Genomic DNA, 17632 nt, shown 5'->3' on the forward strand with positions numbered 1-17632 from the left:
ACTGCCGTGGCTGCAAGCGGATCGTCTGACTCAAGCTATGCGATGCCTGGGGAGCGAACGGCGCCATCAGGTTCCAGGGTCCAGGTCGCGGCACGCATTCTCGGCATGCACAATGCAGAACGAAACCGCCTCAGCCTCGAGCCGCTGAAATGGAATGTCCATCTCGAGCGCGAAGCAGAACAATGGGCGCGCGTCCTCTCAGAAAAAGGCGTTTTACAACACGCCGATCGTTCAACACGCAACGGTACGGGTGAGAACCTCTGGATGGGAACCGCCGGCAATTGGCCCATCGAGACCATGGTGGGCATGTTTCTCGAAGAGAAAAAACATTACCGGCATGACAGTTTTCCAAACATCTCGCGCACTGGCAGTTGGAGCGATGTGGGCCATTACACTCAGATAGTGTGGCGTGACACCAAAGAGATTGGATGCGCGGTGGTTACGGCGCGCGGCAATGATGTCCTTGTCTGCCGGTACTGGCCTGCCGGGAATGTCTGGGGCCGAAAAGCCTACTGAGATTCAGCCGAACTGCTCGGCGACCAGCTTTCCAAAGGCATCCGCGCGGTGGCTGATGGCGTGCTTATCTGAAGGATCGAGTTCAGCGAAAGTCTGTTCGCGTCCCTCGGGCACGAAAACCGGATCGTATCCAAATCCCAGAGCGCCCCGCGGAGGCCAGGTGAGCGTGCCTTTTGCGGTCCCTTCGTAGATGGCCTGTTCCCCATCGGGCCACGCCAAAGCGAGCACGCAATGAAAAGCGCTGGAACGATCGACATTCGCCCCTTTCTGCTGGAGCATGCCTTCCACCTTGCCCATGGCCATGAACCAGTCACGACCGGGATCGCCTTCGAACCACTGCCGTTCCGCCCAATCCGCGGTATAAACGCCGGGTCGCCCGTCGAGCGCGTCAACCGACAGGCCGCTATCGTCTGCCAAAGCCACCAGACCCGAAGCCTCCGCTGCCGCCCGCGCTTTCAGAAGCGCATTCTGGACGAAAGTGGTGCCCGTTTCTGCAGGTTCGGGCAGCCCGAGGGAGCCCGCCGAGATGCATTTGACACCATACGGTTCGAGCAGCGCGGAAATCTCCTTGAGTTTTCCCGCATTATGCGTGGCAATCACCAGCGTGCTCGAACCGATGCGGCGTGTCATTTGCGCGTTGCCTCGTCCTGAGCCTTGAAGATCTGCGCGCAGCCGATCTGGGCAAGGCGCAGGAGCCGCAGGAAGCCCTCCTCGTCATAGGGCGCGCCTTCGGCGGTGGCTTGCGCCTCGGCAATCTTGCCGCCTTCGATGAGGACGAAATTGGCATCGGCATCAGCGCTGCTGTCCTCGGGATAGTCGAGGTCGAGGACAGGTGTGCCTTTGTAGATGCCGCAGGAGATCGCGGCAATTTTCGCCGAAATCGGATCCTGCGTGATAGCGCCCGATTTCATCAGGCCATCGACTGCCAGGCGAAGGGCGACCCAAGCGCCGGAGATAGAGGCCGTGCGAGTTCCGCCGTCGGCCTGCAAAACATCGCAATCCAGCGTGATCTGATGCTCGCCCAGCTTCTTCAGGTCCACGACCGAGCGCAGGCTGCGGCCGATCAGACGCTGGATTTCCTGCGTCCGCCCGCTCTGCTTGCCTTTGGCCGCTTCGCGCTGGCCGCGGGTATGCGTCGCGCGCGGGAGCATTGAATACTCACCAGTGACCCAGCCTTCGCCCTTGCCGCGAAGCCAGGGCGGGATTCGATCTTCGACCGAAGCGGTGCACAGGACACGCGTTTCACCGAAATTGATCAGGCAGCTGCCCTCAGCATGCTTGGTGTAGCCGGTTTCGATGGTGATAGCGCGCATTTCGTCGGGCGCACGGCCGGAAGGTCGCATAGGTTTCTCCATTGCAGTCGAATCTCGGGGATGCCTGTGGCGCAAGGGTCTTGAGGCCGCAAGGGGAGTGGTTAGATAGGGAACATGAATTCACCGCCACTCACAGATTTGTCCGATCGCGCACGGGACATCTTCCGGCTCGTGGTCGAAGGGTATCTGGAAAGCGGCACACCCATGGGTTCCAAGGCGCTCGCGGGGGAGGGGAGAGTGAACCTTTCGCCGGCGTCGATACGTTCGGTGCTGGCCGAACTCGAGCAGCGCGGACTGTTGGCGGCACCGCATACCAGCGCGGGTAGAATGCCGACGGAAACGGGCCTTCGTCTTTTCGTCGATGCGATGATGCAAGTCGCCGAGCCGACCCGCGAAGAACGTGCCGCAATCGAGCAGCGCCTTGCGGAGCCGGGACCGATCGAGCGAGCATTGGAAGAAACCAGCGCCTTGCTGTCCGATCTTTCGGGCGCGGCAGGCATGGTGATGGTGCCGACACGCGAACCCAAGCTGGCACAGATATCCCTCACCGCGTTGGATGCAAACCGCGTGCTGGCTGTTTTGGTGGGCGAAGACGGACATATCGAGAACCGGATTATCGCCCTTCCGGTCGAGGCGCTCGGCACGTCGCTTGAGCAGGCGAGCAACTATCTCACCGCGCGAAGCTCCGGACGGACCTTGGCGCAGGCCGCGAGCATGGTCGAAAGGGAGATTGCCAGCGGCAAATCTGCCCTCGACGAAGCCAGTCGCGACTTGGTCCAGCGGGGGCTCGCGGTGTGGAGCGAAGATGCCAGCAACCGCCCGGTCCTGATCGTCCGAGGGCAGGCCAACCTGCTCGACGAGACCGCACTGGGCGATATCGAACGGGTTCGCTCGCTGCTCGACGACTTGGAAAGCAAGCAATCGGTGGCCGGCTTGCTGGAACGTGCCCGGAGAGCCGACGCGATGCGCATATTCATCGGCAGCGAGAACCGGCTTTTCTCGCTTTCGGGCTCTTCCGTGATCGCTTCACCCTACCGGGACCGCGAGGGTAAGGTTGTCGGTGTGCTGGGTGTCATTGGCCCAACTCGGTTGAATTACGCGCGAGTCGTCCCCATGGTGGATTTCACCGCCCGATCCTTGGGTAAACGAATTGGCTGACAGGGTTTTCCAGTGAACGACGAGAACAAGAACGAACCGCACGAAAAAGCGGTCGATGCAGATCTGGCACGTGAGATGGAAGGTGTGCCCGAACATCTTCGCGACGATTCAGATGACGACGCCGATACTCCGATCGATGACGCGCTTGCGAAACTGAAGGGCGATCTCGAATCGGCGATGCAGGACGTGCTGTATGCGCGTGCGGAAACGCAGAATGTGCGTCGCCGGCTCGAAAAGGATGTTCAGGACGCCCGCAATTATGCAGCAACGGGTTTCGCACGCGATATTCTCAGTGTTGCCGACAATCTTGCGAGGGCGCTCGACCACGTTCCCGAAGAACTGCGCGAACACGAAAAGGCGAAGAATTTCATCGCTGGCATCGAAGCCACTCAGCGTGAGTTGGAGAAAGTCTTCAACAGCAATGGCATCACGCGCATTGCCGCCAAGGGCATGCCGCTCGACCCGAACCAGCATCAGGCTATGATGGAAGTGCCGACCGATGATGCAGAGCCCGGCACGATCGTGCAGGAAATGCAGGCCGGGTATATGATCAAGGATCGCCTGCTGCGTCCAGCAATGGTCGGCGTGGCCAAGAAGCCCGATTAACTCCGTCAAAGCAGGGGAATGACGATGAGGACTGCCATTTTCGGAGCGGCGGTTCTTGTCGCCTCCGCCTTTGCTACACCGCTTGCTGCTCAGGATAGCGCCGACGATGAACTGTCGGCGCTGGCTGATGCATATTACGACTACCAGCTCGAACAGTTCGGCATGAGCGCGGCGGCGAACGGTAGCACCGAGCAGGGCGATACTTTGTGGTCGGTTACCCCCGACGCGCAGCGTCAACGCGCCGCGCAATACAAGTCCTATCTGACACGCCTCGACCAGATCGATCGCAAAGCATTGAGCGAGAAGGCAAGGACCAATGCTCTAGTGCTTCGGTCGTTGCTGGAGTCTGATATCGGCGATGCGCAGTTCGCCGAATGGGAGATGCCGTTCGACAGCGATTCCAATTTCTGGTCGTATCTTGCGCCCTCGCGCGGTTTCACCACGGTAGAGGAATACGAGAACTACATCGGCCGGATGCAGGACATTCCGCGATATTTCGCCGAGCAGACCGCCAACGCAAAAGCAGGCCTCGCGCGCGGGTTCTCGGTGCCGCGGGTTACGCTGGAAGGCCGCGATGTCTCCATCGCATCCTATGTCGTGGAAAAGCCGGAAGACAGCCCGTTCTGGAAACCATTTGCCGACATGCCGCGCAGCATTCCCGAAGCCGAACAGGAACGTCTCAGGGCAGCCGGCCGTGCAGCGATCCGCGACGATGTCACGCCGGCCTACGCCGACTGGCTCGTCTTCTTTCGCAACGAATATCTCCCGCAGACCCGCACCACCCTCGGCGCTAGCGAATTTCCCGATGGCGAGGCCTATTACGCGCAGCAGATCCGGCAGTATACGACGCTCGACTTGTCGGCAGAGGAAATCCACCGCATCGGTCTCGACGAGGTGGCGCGCATCACCGCCGAGATGGAGAAGGTAAAAGAGAGCGCCGACTTCGAGGGCACGCTGGCGGAGTTCGTGAACTTTCTGCGCACCGATCCGCAATTCGTGGCGCGCACGCCCGATGAACTGATGGGCGTATCTGCCTATGCCGCAAAGCGTGTCGATGGGCGCCTGGCCGACTATTTCGGCTTCCTGCCCCGGCACCGGTTCACCATCCGGCCAGTCGATCCTGCCATTGCTCCGTTCTACACGGCGGGACGGGGCGGGCTCGATGCCTGCCAGATGAACACCTACGATCTGGCGTCCCGGCCACTCTACAATATCCCTGCACTGACACTGCACGAATGCGTCCCGGGCCACAGCTTTCAAGGTGCCGTCGCGTTGGAGCAGGAAGAGGCGCCGCGCTTCCGCCGCCAGACCTATTTCTCCGGTTTCGGCGAAGGCTGGGGTCTCTATGTGGAATATCTCGGGGAAGAGATGGGCATCTATCGCACGCCCTACGAGAAGTTCGGCCGACTGTCTTACGAGATGTGGCGCGCTGCCCGGCTGGTCATCGATACCGGTATCCATCACTACGGCTGGAGCCGGGAGCAGGCGGTCGACTATCTTGCGAGCCATACTGCGCTGTCCGACCGAGAAGTGGGCACCGAAATCGACCGCTACATTAGCTGGCCGGGGCAGGCGCTGGCCTACAAGCTGGGGGAACTGACCATCCGGAGGGTGCGCGCGAAGGCCGAGACTGAGCTCGGTTCCGCCTTCGACATTCGCAGGTTCCACGATGTGGTGCTGTCGCTTGGCTCGGTTCCGCTTCCTGCGCTCGAAGCGCGGATCGACGCGTTCATCGCCGATGGCGGGCAGGGGTTGTCCGGGGTTACCTACGACTGACGACGTCCGAAATCGTGGCGGGGGATACGGCGCGGGCAGCGGGTGCCAAGGAACAACATCCGGCGCCGCCCGTAGATGGCCAACGCTAACAATTTCGGAGAATCGCGATGAACGCCAAGCTATTTCTTGCACCTGCCCTGGCCGTTTCCACCCTGGGCCTCGGGGCGTGTGCGCAGAACTATGGCGTCGAAGGCGCCGGGCTCGGTGCCGCAGCCGGTGCGGGTCTGGGCGCCATTCTGGGCGATGACATCACCACCTACGCGCTGGCCGGCGCCGCCATCGGCGGCGTGGTCGGTTATGCCACGGACAAGAACGACGAGTGCGACGGCTATTATGGCGATGGCCGTTATGTCGACGATGATTGCCGTAATGACGACCGCTACGCCCGATACTGGTAAGCAGGCTTCGTACCCCGGTGCCGGATCAGCTTTCGGCGCCGGGGAAGCGGACCAGTATTTCGTAAGCAGCCGGATCGGCGACGCCGGCGATCTTCATGCCTCGGCGCAGCCAGAAAGCATGTTTCACGATCTCCGCCTGTTGCTCGATACCATATCGTTCGAGTGGCCAACCGGGCTTGAGTGAATAATCGTAACGCGCCCAGGGCATGCGCCGCGTTACCAGAAACCATTCGCCCTTCGTCTGAACCTGCCAGACATGAACCAATTCGTGTATGAAAAGGCCTTGGCGCCGTAGATCGACCTTCGAGAAATCATCGCAGTAAGTTTGACCGCGAGGATGGAAATGCAGGTGGCCGCGCGGGGCCATGGTGACCTGACGAGGTTGAAACGGAAACCATTTTTTCCGCCTGATCATAATTTGGCTGTAATCGATTGCGCGACCGAAAACGGTTCGCGCAAGCTCTATCTCGCCTGAGGTCAGGGGCCGCTCGCCCCCAATCGGACATCCGGGCACGAGATCATCCCCCATGATTTTCGCGCCCGGCATTTGCTGCCCGTCGCTCAGCGCTCGTCACCTGCGGCGCGGACTTCGACGGGGAAAGTCTTCTTCTTGCCGCCAACGACGGTGAGCGTCATGTCGGTCGTGGTGCCAGCCTGCACCGAAGGGTCGAGATCAAAAACCATCACGTGGAAGCCGCCGGGCTGAAAGTTCTGCGTACCACCCGATTCGACAAGCACCTGTCCGACGCTGTCCATCATCATCTGGCCATCGACTTCCAGCGAACCGTGAAGTTCCGCATTGCCGGCCCCTTTCACATCTGCGCGACGGATCGCGTAATTGCGATCACCGGTGTTCTCGACATCGAAATAGATGGCACCCGGGTTGCCGGATACTGCCGGTAGCATCAGCCGCGCATTGCTGACTTCGAGGGCCACTTCGTCCGCTGCAGGCGCAGTGGTTTCTTCAGCAGGGCTCGAACATCCCGCCAACGTGAGCGTCGTCAAAGTCAGGGCGGCCGGTGCTAAATGTGTAAGTTTCATCAATTTGTCCCCTCTACGTACTGGCCGAAAAACTAGCCGACCCCCTCCCTTGTGCCAAGAAAAACCACACCTATATCGCCCGAGTAATACACCACCGGATAGAGCCGCCGACCGGTTTCGCCAGGATCGGGGAACCAATGATGCGGTGTCCAACGACTTGAAACAGATGGGGAAACCATGAGCAAAGTTATCGGTATCGACCTTGGCACAACCAACAGCTGCGTCGCCGTTATGGACGGCGGCAAGCCCAAGGTTATCGAAAATTCGGAAGGCGCGCGCACGACGCCTTCGATTGTCGCCTTCACCAAGGACGGCGAGCGCCTTATCGGTCAGCCGGCCAAGCGTCAGGCTGTCACCAATCCTGACAATACCCTGTTCGCAATCAAGCGCCTTATCGGTCGCCGGTTCGATGATCCGCTGACCAAGAAGGATATGGGTCTCGTCCCTTACGACATCGTCAAGGGCAAGAACGGCGACGCGTGGGTCGAAGCCGGCGGCGAAGATTATTCGCCCAGCCAGGTATCCGCCTTCATCCTGCAGAAGATGAAAGAAACGGCAGAGGGCTATCTCGGCGAAACCGTCACGCAGGCCGTCATCACCGTTCCCGCATATTTCAACGACGCGCAGCGTCAGGCAACGAAAGACGCCGGTCAGATTGCCGGCCTTGAAGTGCTGCGCATCATCAACGAGCCGACGGCTGCAGCACTTGCCTACGGCATGGACAAGGAAGACGGCAAGACCATCGCCGTCTATGACCTTGGCGGCGGTACGTTCGACGTTTCGGTCCTTGAAATCGGCGATGGCGTCTTCGAAGTGAAGTCGACCAATGGCGACACTTTCCTGGGCGGCGAAGACTTCGACAGCGCGATCGTCGAATATCTCGCGGACGAGTTCAAGAAGAAGGAGAACATGGATCTCCGGACCGACAAGCTCGCTCTGCAGCGCCTGAAGGAAGCCGCCGAAAAGGCGAAGATCGAACTGTCGAGCTCGGCACAGACCGAAGTCAACCTGCCCTTCATCACCGCACGCATGGAAGGCGGCAGTTCTACCCCTCTGCATCTCGTCGAAACGATCAGCCGTTCGAAGCTCGAACAGCTCGTCGGCGACCTGATCAAGCGCACGCTCGAACCGTGCAAGAAGGCGCTGGCCGATGCTGGTGTGTCTAAGAACGAGATCGACGAGGTGATCCTGGTCGGCGGCATGACCCGCATGCCCAAGGTTCGCGAAGTGGTGGAAGAATTCTTCGGCTCGAAGCCGCACACCGGCGTGAACCCCGATGAAGTCGTTGCGATGGGTGCCGCCATTCAGGCCGGTGTTCTTCAGGGTGACGTCAAGGACGTGCTGCTGCTCGACGTGACCCCGCTTTCGCTGGGCATCGAAACGCTCGGCGGTATCATGACCAAGATGATCGATCGCAACACGACGATTCCGACCAAGAAGACGCAGACCTACTCGACCGCGGAAGACAACCAGAATGCGGTTACCATCCGCGTCTTCCAGGGCGAGCGCGAAATGGCGCAGGACAACAAGATGCTGGGCCAGTTCGACCTGGTCGGTATCCCTGCCGCGCCGCGCGGTGTGCCGCAGATCGAGGTCACTTTCGACATCGACGCCAACGGCATCGTGAACGTGTCCGCCAAGGACAAGGGCACGGGCAAGGAACAGCAGATCCGCATCCAGGCGTCGGGCGGTCTGTCCGACGATGACATCGAGAAGATGGTTCAGGACGCGGAGAAGTTTGCCGACGAGGACAAGAAGCGTCGTGAAGCTGCGGAAGCGCGCAATCAGGCCGACAGTCTCGTTCACGCAACCGAAAAGCAGCTTGAAGAACATGGCGACAAGATCGACGCTTCGTTGAAGAGCGAAGTTGAAGAGAAGGTTGCCGCCCTCAAGACGGCGCTCGAAGGCGACGATGCAGCCGACATCAACGCCAAGGCTCAGGACCTGTCGCAGAGCGCGATGAAGATGGGCCAGTCGATTTACGAGCAGGAGCAGGCCAAGGCCGCTTCCGACGCTCCGACCGACGGCGCGGCTGCCGGTAGTGAAGGCGGCTCGGAAGAAGAAGTCGTCGACGCCGAATTCTCCGAAGTCGACGAAGACGCGAAGAACTGATCGGACGATGAGAAACCAGTCGCCGCCGGTGCCGCAATGCACCGGTGGCGATTGAGTATTGGGAAGCCATGTCAGCGACCGAAATTGATTTTTACGAACTCCTCGGAGTGAGCCGCGATGCCGATGGGGCGACGATCAAGTCGGCCTATCGCAAACTGGCGATGAAGCACCATCCGGATCGCAATCCTGGATGCGGGGAAAGCGAAGGCAAGTTCAAGGCCGTGAGTGCCGCCTATGAGGTTCTCAAGGATCCTCAAAAACGTGCCGCCTACGACCGTTATGGCCACGCAGCTTTTCAGCAAGGCGGACCGGGCGGTGGTCAACCCGGTGCCGACTTCGGCGACATCGGGGATATATTCGAAACGATCTTTGGTGGTGCATTCGGCGGCGGAGGACGTGCACGTCCCAGGCGCGGTGCGGATCTGCGGTACGATATGCAGATCGATCTGGAAGAAGCCTTTCACGGTAAATCGACCGAGATCGAGATCGAAGTTTCACAGAATTGCGAAACCTGCCACGGGTCCGGCGCTACGCCAGGTACTCGCGCGCGAACTTGCAACCTTTGCCACGGGCAGGGACAAGTTCGGGCCAAGCAAGGTTTTTTCGTGGTCGAGCGACCATGCCCCAATTGCCATGGCAGCGGTGAAGTCATCACCTCGCCCTGTCGCGACTGCCGCGGGGAAGGGCGCATAGACGTTCCTCAGGCGCTTGCCGTCGAAATTCCGCCGGGCGTCGATACCGGGACGCGGATTCGGCTTTCGGGCAAGGGGGAGGCTGGGCCCCGTGGTGCTCCTCCCGGTGACCTTTATATTTTCGTGCATGTGAAGCCGCACGAGATTTTCCAGCGCGAAGGGACAGCTCTTGCAACGCGCGTTCCGATCAGCTTCACGACTGCTTCGCTGGGCGGGTCGATCGACATTCCCAATCTGGATGGCGAAGACGTCACGATCGAAATTCCCGCAGGCATTCAGTCGGGCAAGCAGCTGCGTCAGCGTGGTGCTGGCATGCCCGTTCTGCAAGGGCGGGGTCGCGGCGATCTCGTTGTCGAAATTGCCGTGGAAACTCCGACCAGGTTGAGCAAGGAACAGCGTGCATTACTGGAACAGTTCCGCGAACTGGAAACTGGCGACGAATGCCCTGAAAGCCGTGGTTTCTTCGATAAGCTGAAAGGTGCCTTCGGCGGGTGATCCCGTTTGCTAGTCAGGCAAACGCTCCGACACTTCTCGGCGAATTTCCTCGATCAGCTTTTTCGAACAGCGCTTGGCATCCTGCTCTTCGTCCAAGATGGCATTGAAGGCTTCTCGCTTGAAGCTGCGGCGGGTATCCTCCGCAAAGGGCTTGCTGACGGTTGAGCACACAAGGTCGATCATACGTTCGGCCCCGTGCAGCCGCCCCCATAAGTAATCGTTCTCGCGATAAGCCCGGCTGAAGAACGCCCCGAAGTTGTAAAACTCGATTCCGCGCAAGGTGGCCCGTGTCCCACCTTCGCGAATGCTACGCGCGTCATCGGGGCTTATGCGGTCCACTTTGACCGGGTCGAACTCGGTCAGCCCTTCATTACGCAGGAGCGGCAGGGTCGCCACGTCGTAGAACGGGAATCCCAAATAGGTCAGCAGCATCCTGCGCCGCAGATTCTTTGGCATCTGCTCAAGCGCAGCGGCAAGCATTTCCTCCGCCCGTTCGTCGAGGTCTGGCAACAGACGTTTCGCCTCGATCATGTCGAGCAGGCTTCCAGGATCTTGCAACACACTTTCGGCCAGGGGCTCGAATGACGAACCGAGCGCCGCGACGCCTTCCTTTTCGAAATACAGGGCAAGTATCTCGAACACCGCATCGCGCCCCTTTTCCAGTGCATCGTCCGGGATGTCGGGATCTGCCTCCCAGTCGCGCGCCAGGCGCCGGGCGAGCAACCGCAGGCGGCGAATGCGAAATCCGATGTCGTGTTCTCTCAGGAAAGCGATTGCTTCGGCCGATGCCCCCCCGCCAGGTGCAGAAAGCGTGTCCAAACCGCGCTGCGCCAATTCGGCCCGCAGCACCGCTTCGATAGGAGACGTATCGTCGACAGCGAGTTTTGGCGCAGCCTCGATGGCGAGCCTGGCCAATCTGGTAACGATCCCGGCAAACTTGGCCTGTGCGTATGCGTGAAATGCATATCCGGCCCTTTCAGCCGCCGCCTGCTGGGCTTTCTGCCGCCACGCATTCAACCGCGCTGGAGTGGGGCGATCCAGAAACAATGTGCGTCCGAACAGTTTATCGACGGCTGCATCAACTTCCGGCCGCAGGGCGCTGACGATCCGCCTCAGCCTTTCGGCCTCGCGACTTTGTTCTTCGAGCTGTTCAAGATTGTCACGAATGGGCTGTTCGCGTGGAATGGTCGAAAGGGATCCGAAGATAGCGGAGAAAAAACCAACCGGTTCGTTCTTTTCTGAGGTGCGATTGCTGGACCTGTCCGGACGCGGATCGACATATACGAAACGGCGATCAACCTCGCGCTGAGCGGGACGACCCTGAAGAGCGGAAATTGCGCCGGCAAATGGTTTGTTGACGAGTACCGATCCGTCGATAAGCGACACGTTTTCAATACTATCCCGCGCAGCATGAACGGGCATTATCCGTTGGATAAAATCATCGCGCCCAGCCCATGTACGTTCGGTCAGATTTGAAAGCTGATCGATCTCTTCGACGCGCAAGGGTGGGAAGGCGCCGGGAAAACTGGCTGTCGCTCGGGCCGCAAATACCAGTTCGAGCGGATTGGCCAGATCGCGTCCACCCGCCGCGGGCGTGCGCGTCCTGAACGATATGGGCATGCGGTGTTCGGTGTCTTCGACGACAGGCGGGCTATGGAGCCGCAGGAGTTCCAGATACCCATGGAAGTCCGTCGTGGTGACATACAGGTCCAGCGGGTGGCCCGGTGGGAGGAGCGGCTTTTCTATTTTGCTTTCGGCCATTGCCGAAAACGCCCGTTCCAGCAGACGAGAAAAGCCGATGCCGGAAAATGGCGGTTCGAACCAGCGCCCACGTACGAGATGCGAGACCTTGCGTTCGACCTCTGCCCGCGTTTCCGGTGCGACGGCATCGGCGAGATCGCCGCCCGGACGGTTCAGTAGCCAGGTCGCAAAGGGCTGCGCCCACATTTTCGAAAAGCGCCATTTGAGCCGTGCCTTTGGATCGACCAGTTCGTCCACATCGGCGACCTCCAGCCAGAGATCGGTCAACGGCTCCAGTGACTGGCCCGAATGAACCGCCTGCGCCAGAAAGACGGTGTTGATCCCGCCCGCGCTCGCGCCGCTCATGATGTCGGGCAGGACCCGGACATGCAGGTCCTGGTCTGCCGCAATCCGCTCAAGCAGATCGCGATAGACCCTGCCTACGCCGTCGGGGGACGAACTGGCCGAATGGAAATCGCGGCTAGCCCTGGCGAGCTGCCACAATTCGCGTGTAACCCCGTGCATATAGACCGCCAGGCTGACTCCGCCGTAGCATACCAGCGCGATCCTCAGTTCCTTGTGCCGCATCGCCCGACGTGTGCACGGATAAACGGCGCAAGGCAATTGCGTTCATCAAATGTTCCGTCTAGCTGGGCTCATGGCAAAGCCGAAGAAACGCTATGTCTGCCAGGCCTGTGGCAGTGTCTCCCATCGCTGGCAGGGGCAATGTGCCGACTGCGCAGAATGGAATACGCTGGTGGAAGATGCCCCGGCGACAGTCTTCTCGATGAAACACGATCTTTCGAGTGGGGGGCGGGCCGTCGAGTTTGTCGAACTGGACAAGCCGGGACCTCTTCCCGTGCGGCAGCCCACTGGCCTGGCCGAATTCGACCGGGCCCTGGGTGGCGGGCTCGTTCCGGGTTCGGCGATCCTGCTCGGCGGGGATCCGGGCATCGGAAAATCCACCCTTCTGCTGCAGGCGGCAGCACGGATCGCCCGCGAAGGGCGCGGGGTCGTTTACGTCAGCGGCGAAGAAGCATCGGGTCAGGTGCGCATGCGCGCGGCGAGGCTGGGTCTCTCCGATGCCCCGGTAAAGCTGGCAGCGGCGACCGGTGTGCGCGATATTCTCACGACCTTGGGTTCTATGGATGCACCGGGTCTGCTCGTGATCGATTCGATCCAGACGATGCATTCCGACACGATCGAAGGGGCGCCGGGAACGGTCAGCCAGGTCCGTGGCTGTGCATTCGAACTGATCCGCTACGCGAAGGAAAACGGTGTCGCCCTTGTGCTCGTCGGTCATGTAACCAAGGATGGCAGCATCGCGGGGCCCCGCGTGCTCGAACACATGGTCGATGTGGTGATGAGTTTCGAAGGGGAGCGGAGCCATCAGTACCGGATTTTGCGCGCACTCAAGAATCGCTTCGGCGCCGTCGACGAAATCGGTGTCTTCGCCATGGCGGGGGAAGGGCTGGAAGAGGTGGACAATCCTTCCATGCTGTTCCTCTCGGGCCGCGACGAACCGATGGCCGGCAGTGCCGTTTTCCCGGCCATCGAAGGCACGCGCCCGGTGCTCGTGGAGATTCAGGCGCTGATCGTACGGCTGCAATCCGGGGCGACGCCTCGCCGTGCCGTCGTCGGTTGGGACACGGGCCGGCTTGCGATGCTCCTTGCCGTACTGGAGTCGCGATGTGGGCTGAACTTCAGTTCGGCAGAAGTCTATCTGAACGTGGCAGGCGGTTATCGGCTTTCCGACCCTGCAGCGGATCTTGCCGTCGCTGCGGCACTCGTCAGCGCGATGTCGGACAAGGCTCTGCCGGCGCGCAGCATCTGGCTGGGCGAGGTCTCGCTCGCGGGCGAAATTCGTCCGGTCGCGCATGGCGGGCTGCGCCTGCGGGAAGCTGCCAAGCTGGGCTTCGATCGGGGGTTCGGACCGCTGGATGTGAAGGGGGGATCGTCCGCGCTCGCTTACGATGGTTTGGGACAACTGGCGAACCTCGTTGACCGCGTAATCGGTAATTCATAAGTCACGACCAAGGAAGGGTCATGACCGGTTTCGATTATATCGTCCTGTTGATCGTCGGCATCGCTGCTGCGGGCGGCTTCATGCGTGGTTTCCTCCAGGAAATACTTTCGCTTGCAGCCTGGGTACTGGCCGCGTTCGCCATCCGCTTTCTGCACACGCCTCTGACCCTGTCGCTGCAGGATTTTCTCGGCGACGATATCACGACATCGCTGCTCGCATTCACCCTGCTGCTGCTCATTCCCTATGCCGCGATGAAGGTCATTGCCAACAATGTGGGGATGGCATCGCGCAATTCGCTGCTTGGGCCGATCGACCGGGTTCTCGGCTTCGGGTTCGGCGCGCTGAAGGGCATGCTCATCGTCGTGATCGCCTTTTCGCTGCTCGTACTGGGTTACGATACGGTATGGAGCTACAAGGGGCGGCCCAACTGGATCACCACAGCGCGCAGCTATGAGTTGGTGGATTCCAGCTCGCGTGCCCTTGTTCAGGTTCTGGCGGAGCGGCGAGCTACTTTACGCGATCAGTCTGACGAAAGCGAGTGATGGCTTCCTCCCGCGCGCCTGCGCTCTACTCGACCGAACTGCTGGCTCTGGCTATCGAACTGGCCGATTATCCCTTTGATGCTGCAGCCCCCGCGAAAGGCCATGCCCGGTCGCGCAGCTGCGGAAGCGTAATCAATCTGTCGTCCTCTGGTGGATCACTCGAGGATCTTGGCCTCAGGGTTTCCGCTTGTGCTGTCGGCCAGGCGTCAGCAGCCATTTTCGCGCGAGAGTCGTCCGGCATGGATGCTGCGGCGGTAGCGGCCATGGTCGAAACCCTCGGCGAATGGCTGCAAGGCCAGGCACCCAGTTCCATTCTTCCCCGACTTGAACTGCTTGAACCCGCCCGGCCGCATCTGGGGCGCCACGAAGCAATTCTCCTGCCGTGGAGAGCGGCGCTGGATGCGCTTTCCAAGACTGAAGCGGCCCGCTAGCTTCCCGACGCAAAGAATATTCGCGGGGGAGGAAGCGCGAGATGGTCGAGACTGTGGCGGCGGTTAACCGGGAGCCCACGGACAAGGAAATCCGCCTTGTCATAGCTGCGAGCAGCGCCGGTACGATCTTCGAATGGTACGACTTCTTCATTTACGGCACGCTTGCCGCATTGATCGGCGCGGCCTTCTTCCCGAGCGACAACGAGACACTCGAAATCCTGCTCGTATGGGCAGGATTTGCAGTCGGCTTCGGTTTTCGCCCCCTTGGTGCGATCCTGTTCGGCTTTCTTGGAGACAGGCTGGGGCGCAAATACACCTTCCTTGTGACTGTTACCCTGATGGGGATTGCCACTGCCGGTGTCGGGCTCATCCCCAGCGCATCGAGCATCGGCCTGGCGGCTCCGATAATCGTCATAGGTTTGCGCATTCTGCAAGGACTCGCACTCGGCGGCGAATATGGCGGAGCGGCGATCTACGTTGCCGAGCACGCACCGCCTGAGAAACGGGGGTTCTACACCAGTTTTATTCAAGCCAGCGTCGTCGGCGGGTTCGTCCTGTCGATCCTAGTGGTCATCGCGTGCCGGACATTGATCTCCCCGGAAGACTTTGCGGCGTGGGGTTGGCGTATCCCATTCCTCCTTTCGATTGTCCTCCTCGGGATTTCGCTGTGGATGCGGCTGAAGCTGTCTGAAAGCCCCGTCTTTCAGGCGATGAAAGCGGCCGGCGAGACCAGCACCAACCCGTTCAAGGAAAGTCTGACCTACCCCGGCAATCCCAAGAGGATATTTGTGGCTCTGTTCGGCATAACCGGCGTGCTGACCACGATCTGGTACACGGCGTTCTTTTCGGGCCTGTCGTTCCTGCGCGGTCCCATGCGGGTGGACGAAACCCTGGTCGAATGGATGCTGTTGATCGCCGGGGCCATCGCCATGAGCTTCTATCTTGTCGTTGGAAAATGGTCCGACAGGGTGGGGAGGAAAAAACCCATCATCATCGGCGCGGCAGCAGCGCTGGCGCTGCTGTTTCCGATCTTCTGGGCGATCGGCGCACTGGCCAATCCGGGGCTTCAGGCAAGTGCGCAGGCAGCGCCGATCACGGTCGCCGGGCCGCGGTGCGAATACGATCCTTTCGCGGAAATCCAGGCAAGCCCGTGTGGGCGCGTCCTGCAGGATCTGACCGCTCTCGGAGTTCCCTATACCATCGATAACGATCCGGCCTCTGGCCTGTCGATCGGTTCTGCGACTTACGTCTATGACGATATTCCGGACAACACCCGGCGGGCGATCGTGCAGGGCTGGCTCGAAACCAACGGCTACGATTTCACGCGGCAATTCCCGCCCCTGGTCAACATCGCGGGGATCATCGGGCTGCTGCTGGTGCTGGGTATGTTGTCGGCCCTGACATTCGGTTCGGTTGCCGCCCTGCTTTCGGAAATGTTTCCGGCCAAGATCCGCTACAGTTCAATGTCGATACCTTACCACATCGGCGCGGGCTATTTGGGCGGGTTCCTGCCGCTGATTGCGGGCTATATTGTGGCGATGACGGGTGACGCATATGCGGGGCTCTGGTACACGATGGCGGTGGTCGGATTCGGCCTGATCGTTGCGTGGTGGGGTCTTCCCGATGGGCCTCCGCGAGATTTCGAAGATGGCGAACAGACGCCGCCGGTTACGCCTTCCTTTCCGTGAGTACTCCATGACAGATTGTCCGCCGCCGACTTTGCGGCTGAGCATCGATAGCGACGCTTTGACGCAAAACTGGCAGGCGCTGAATGCGATGTCGGGCAGTGGCCGGGCAGGCGCCGCGGTCAAGGCAAACTGTTACGGGCTCGGTGTCGATCGCTGCGTGCCGAAACTGCGCGATGCAGGCTGCCAGGATTTCTTCGTTGCCCACTGGAGCGAAGTTCCCGCGGTTCTTCGCCACGTCCCTGCGACGCAGGTCAGCGTACTTCACGGCGTCCTTAGTGCAGAAGAGGCAGCATACGCCCGCGCTACATACGTCAGCCCGGTGATCGACAATCTCAGGCAGGCAAGGATCTGGCAGGATGGCGGCGGGGGATCATGCCACCTGATGGTCGATACGGGGATAAACCGGCTCGGCATTTCGCCTGCCGACATCGCCGATCCTGTCATTCAGGCGCTCGATGTCGATATTCTCATGAGCCACCTCGCCTGCGCGGACGAAGACAGTCCTATGAACGCACAACAGCTCGAAGACTTTCGCGCCTGCATTCCAGCCATTCGGCACCAGCGGACAAGTCTGGCCAACAGCGCAGGCATCGCCCTTGGCGCGGATTATGCCTTCGATCTGACGCGTCCGGGTCTGTCGCTCTATGGCGGGGTCCCGCGCGCCGAACTGGACGGACCGATACGGCAGGTAGCCCGTCCGGAAGCTTCGCTCATTCAGGTGAAGGAACTGCAGGCCGGGGACAAGGTCGGCTATAATGCGACATTTACCGCGCCTGCCCGCATGAAAGCGGGGGTTGTCTCCCTCGGTTATGCAGACGGCATCCTGCGCAGCTGGGCCGGCGCGCATTTCCGGTGGGGCGAAACGCCGCTTCCGATACTCGGCAAAGTTTCCATGGACATGATCGTGATCGACCTGACCGCTGCGCCGGAACTGGGCGAAGGGGACTGGGTAGAATTGCCCTATTGGTTGCCCGATGCTGCGCAGCAAACCTCTCTTTCGCAATATGAATTGCTCACGGTTCTGGGGCAGCGTTTCGGTTGACGTTTAGGTGACGTTGCGCTGCACATTTTGCACGTGCTAAGTATCTCGCAATGCAC

17 protein-coding genes are annotated in these 17632 nt (G+C 60.5%); 12 read left to right on the forward strand and 5 right to left on the reverse strand.

Going from position 1 to position 17632, the window contains the following annotated elements:
- The first annotated feature begins 105 nt into the window (after positions 1–105).
- Positions 106–516: a CAP domain-containing protein gene (locus KYK83_RS10100; RefSeq protein ID WP_248284380.1), complete on the forward strand. Its 411-nt coding sequence runs from the start codon at positions 106–108 to the stop codon at positions 514–516.
- 3 nt (positions 517–519) lie between these two features.
- On the opposite strand, the gene rdgB is transcribed toward KYK83_RS10100, so the two are convergent.
- Complete coding sequence (gene rdgB / locus KYK83_RS10105) at positions 520–1146, reverse strand: RdgB/HAM1 family non-canonical purine NTP pyrophosphatase (RefSeq protein WP_222828127.1); 627 nt, start codon at positions 1144–1146, stop codon at positions 520–522.
- Positions 1143–1859 carry a ribonuclease PH gene (gene rph, locus KYK83_RS10110; RefSeq protein WP_222828128.1) on the reverse strand — a complete coding sequence of 239 codons (717 nt, stop codon included), beginning with the start codon at positions 1857–1859 and terminating at the stop codon, positions 1143–1145. Before rph ends, rdgB begins: the two co-directional genes overlap by 4 nt.
- Before the next feature lie 84 nt (positions 1860–1943).
- Between rph and hrcA the strand changes: the two genes are divergently transcribed.
- From hrcA to KYK83_RS10130, 4 genes are all read left to right on the forward strand, one after another.
- Entirely contained in the window at positions 1944–2987 is a 1044-nt protein-coding gene (gene hrcA / locus KYK83_RS10115; RefSeq protein WP_222828129.1) for a heat-inducible transcriptional repressor HrcA, read from the forward strand.
- 12 nt (positions 2988–2999) lie between these two features.
- The gene (gene grpE / locus KYK83_RS10120) at positions 3000–3593 is read left to right on the forward strand and encodes a nucleotide exchange factor GrpE (RefSeq protein ID WP_222828130.1); all 594 of its coding nucleotides are present in this window, start codon (positions 3000–3002) and stop codon (positions 3591–3593) included.
- 24 nt (positions 3594–3617) lie between these two features.
- Positions 3618–5369, forward strand: a complete 1752-nt coding sequence (locus KYK83_RS10125) for a DUF885 domain-containing protein (protein ID WP_222828131.1) — start codon at positions 3618–3620, stop codon at positions 5367–5369.
- A 107-nt stretch (positions 5370–5476) separates the two neighbouring features.
- On the forward strand, positions 5477–5767 hold the full coding sequence (locus tag KYK83_RS10130; RefSeq protein WP_103025036.1) for a YMGG-like glycine zipper-containing protein: 291 nt from the start codon (positions 5477–5479) through the stop codon (positions 5765–5767).
- A 25-nt stretch (positions 5768–5792) separates the two neighbouring features.
- Here the strand turns inward: KYK83_RS10130 and KYK83_RS10135 are convergent, their stop codons facing one another.
- Positions 5793–6182, reverse strand: coding sequence for a vgr related protein (locus tag KYK83_RS10135; protein WP_430299150.1), 390 nt, complete (start codon positions 6180–6182; stop codon positions 5793–5795).
- A 146-nt stretch (positions 6183–6328) separates the two neighbouring features.
- Positions 6329–6808, reverse strand: coding sequence for a copper chaperone PCu(A)C (locus tag KYK83_RS10140; RefSeq protein ID WP_222828133.1), 480 nt, complete (start codon positions 6806–6808; stop codon positions 6329–6331).
- 177 nt (positions 6809–6985) lie between these two features.
- Here KYK83_RS10140 and dnaK point away from each other — a divergent pair, with 177 nt between their 5' ends.
- Together dnaK and dnaJ are read left to right on the forward strand one after the other, a co-directional pair.
- Entirely contained in the window at positions 6986–8920 is a 1935-nt protein-coding gene (gene dnaK / locus KYK83_RS10145; protein ID WP_222828134.1) for a molecular chaperone DnaK, read from the forward strand.
- 68 nt (positions 8921–8988) lie between these two features.
- Positions 8989–10107, forward strand: a complete 1119-nt coding sequence (gene dnaJ / locus KYK83_RS10150) for a molecular chaperone DnaJ (protein ID WP_103025033.1) — start codon at positions 8989–8991, stop codon at positions 10105–10107.
- A gap of 9 nt (positions 10108–10116) precedes the next feature.
- Here dnaJ and KYK83_RS10155 read toward each other — a convergent pair whose 3' ends face one another.
- Positions 10117–12435 carry a patatin-like protein gene (locus KYK83_RS10155; RefSeq protein ID WP_222828135.1) on the reverse strand — a complete coding sequence of 773 codons (2319 nt, stop codon included), beginning with the start codon at positions 12433–12435 and terminating at the stop codon, positions 10117–10119.
- 70 nt (positions 12436–12505) lie between these two features.
- Here KYK83_RS10155 and radA point away from each other — a divergent pair, with 70 nt between their 5' ends.
- From radA to alr, 5 genes are read left to right on the forward strand one after another with little or no spacing between them, the layout of a single operon-like run.
- The gene (radA, locus tag KYK83_RS10160) at positions 12506–13873 is read left to right on the forward strand and encodes a DNA repair protein RadA (protein ID WP_196846139.1); all 1368 of its coding nucleotides are present in this window, start codon (positions 12506–12508) and stop codon (positions 13871–13873) included.
- 20 nt (positions 13874–13893) lie between these two features.
- Positions 13894–14415 (forward strand): CvpA family protein, encoded by a 522-nt coding sequence (locus KYK83_RS10165; RefSeq protein ID WP_103025030.1) that lies wholly within the window; start codon positions 13894–13896, stop codon positions 14413–14415.
- Entirely contained in the window at positions 14415–14846 is a 432-nt protein-coding gene (locus KYK83_RS10170; protein ID WP_222828136.1) for an iron-sulfur cluster assembly scaffold protein, read from the forward strand. The genes KYK83_RS10165 and KYK83_RS10170 overlap by 1 nt, the downstream gene beginning before the upstream one ends.
- Before the next feature lie 41 nt (positions 14847–14887).
- On the forward strand, positions 14888–16534 hold the full coding sequence (locus KYK83_RS10175) for an MFS transporter (RefSeq protein WP_222828137.1): 1647 nt from the start codon (positions 14888–14890) through the stop codon (positions 16532–16534).
- Positions 16535–16541: 7 nt separating this feature from the next.
- Entirely contained in the window at positions 16542–17576 is a 1035-nt protein-coding gene (gene alr, locus KYK83_RS10180) for an alanine racemase (protein ID WP_222828138.1), read from the forward strand.
- Positions 17577–17632: the final 56 nt, after the last annotated feature.

The organism is Qipengyuania pacifica, assembly GCF_019857205.1.
Taxonomy (GTDB): Bacteria; Pseudomonadota; Alphaproteobacteria; order Sphingomonadales; family Sphingomonadaceae; genus Qipengyuania; species Qipengyuania pacifica.

Coding starts and splice junctions, on each gene's coding strand:
- KYK83_RS10100 (WP_248284380.1), top strand. CDS start 106: ATGCACAATGCAGAACGAAACCGCCTCAGCCTCGAGCCGCTGAAATGG.
- rdgB (WP_222828127.1), bottom strand. CDS start 1,146: ATGACACGCCGCATCGGTTCGAGCACGCTGGTGATTGCCACGCATAAT.
- rph (WP_222828128.1), bottom strand. CDS start 1,859: ATGCGACCTTCCGGCCGTGCGCCCGACGAAATGCGCGCTATCACCATC.
- hrcA (WP_222828129.1), top strand. CDS start 1,944: ATGAATTCACCGCCACTCACAGATTTGTCCGATCGCGCACGGGACATC.
- KYK83_RS10125 (WP_222828131.1), top strand. CDS start 3,618: ATGAGGACTGCCATTTTCGGAGCGGCGGTTCTTGTCGCCTCCGCCTTT.
- KYK83_RS10130 (WP_103025036.1), top strand. CDS start 5,477: ATGAACGCCAAGCTATTTCTTGCACCTGCCCTGGCCGTTTCCACCCTG.
- KYK83_RS10135 (WP_430299150.1), bottom strand. CDS start 6,182: ATGATCAGGCGGAAAAAATGGTTTCCGTTTCAACCTCGTCAGGTCACC.
- KYK83_RS10140 (WP_222828133.1), bottom strand. CDS start 6,808: ATGAAACTTACACATTTAGCACCGGCCGCCCTGACTTTGACGACGCTC.
- dnaK (WP_222828134.1), top strand. CDS start 6,986: ATGAGCAAAGTTATCGGTATCGACCTTGGCACAACCAACAGCTGCGTC.
- dnaJ (WP_103025033.1), top strand. CDS start 8,989: ATGTCAGCGACCGAAATTGATTTTTACGAACTCCTCGGAGTGAGCCGC.
- KYK83_RS10155 (WP_222828135.1), bottom strand. CDS start 12,435: ATGCGGCACAAGGAACTGAGGATCGCGCTGGTATGCTACGGCGGAGTC.
- radA (WP_196846139.1), top strand. CDS start 12,506: ATGGCAAAGCCGAAGAAACGCTATGTCTGCCAGGCCTGTGGCAGTGTC.
- KYK83_RS10165 (WP_103025030.1), top strand. CDS start 13,894: ATGACCGGTTTCGATTATATCGTCCTGTTGATCGTCGGCATCGCTGCT.
- KYK83_RS10170 (WP_222828136.1), top strand. CDS start 14,415: ATGGCTTCCTCCCGCGCGCCTGCGCTCTACTCGACCGAACTGCTGGCT.
- KYK83_RS10175 (WP_222828137.1), top strand. CDS start 14,888: ATGGTCGAGACTGTGGCGGCGGTTAACCGGGAGCCCACGGACAAGGAA.
- alr (WP_222828138.1), top strand. CDS start 16,542: ATGACAGATTGTCCGCCGCCGACTTTGCGGCTGAGCATCGATAGCGAC.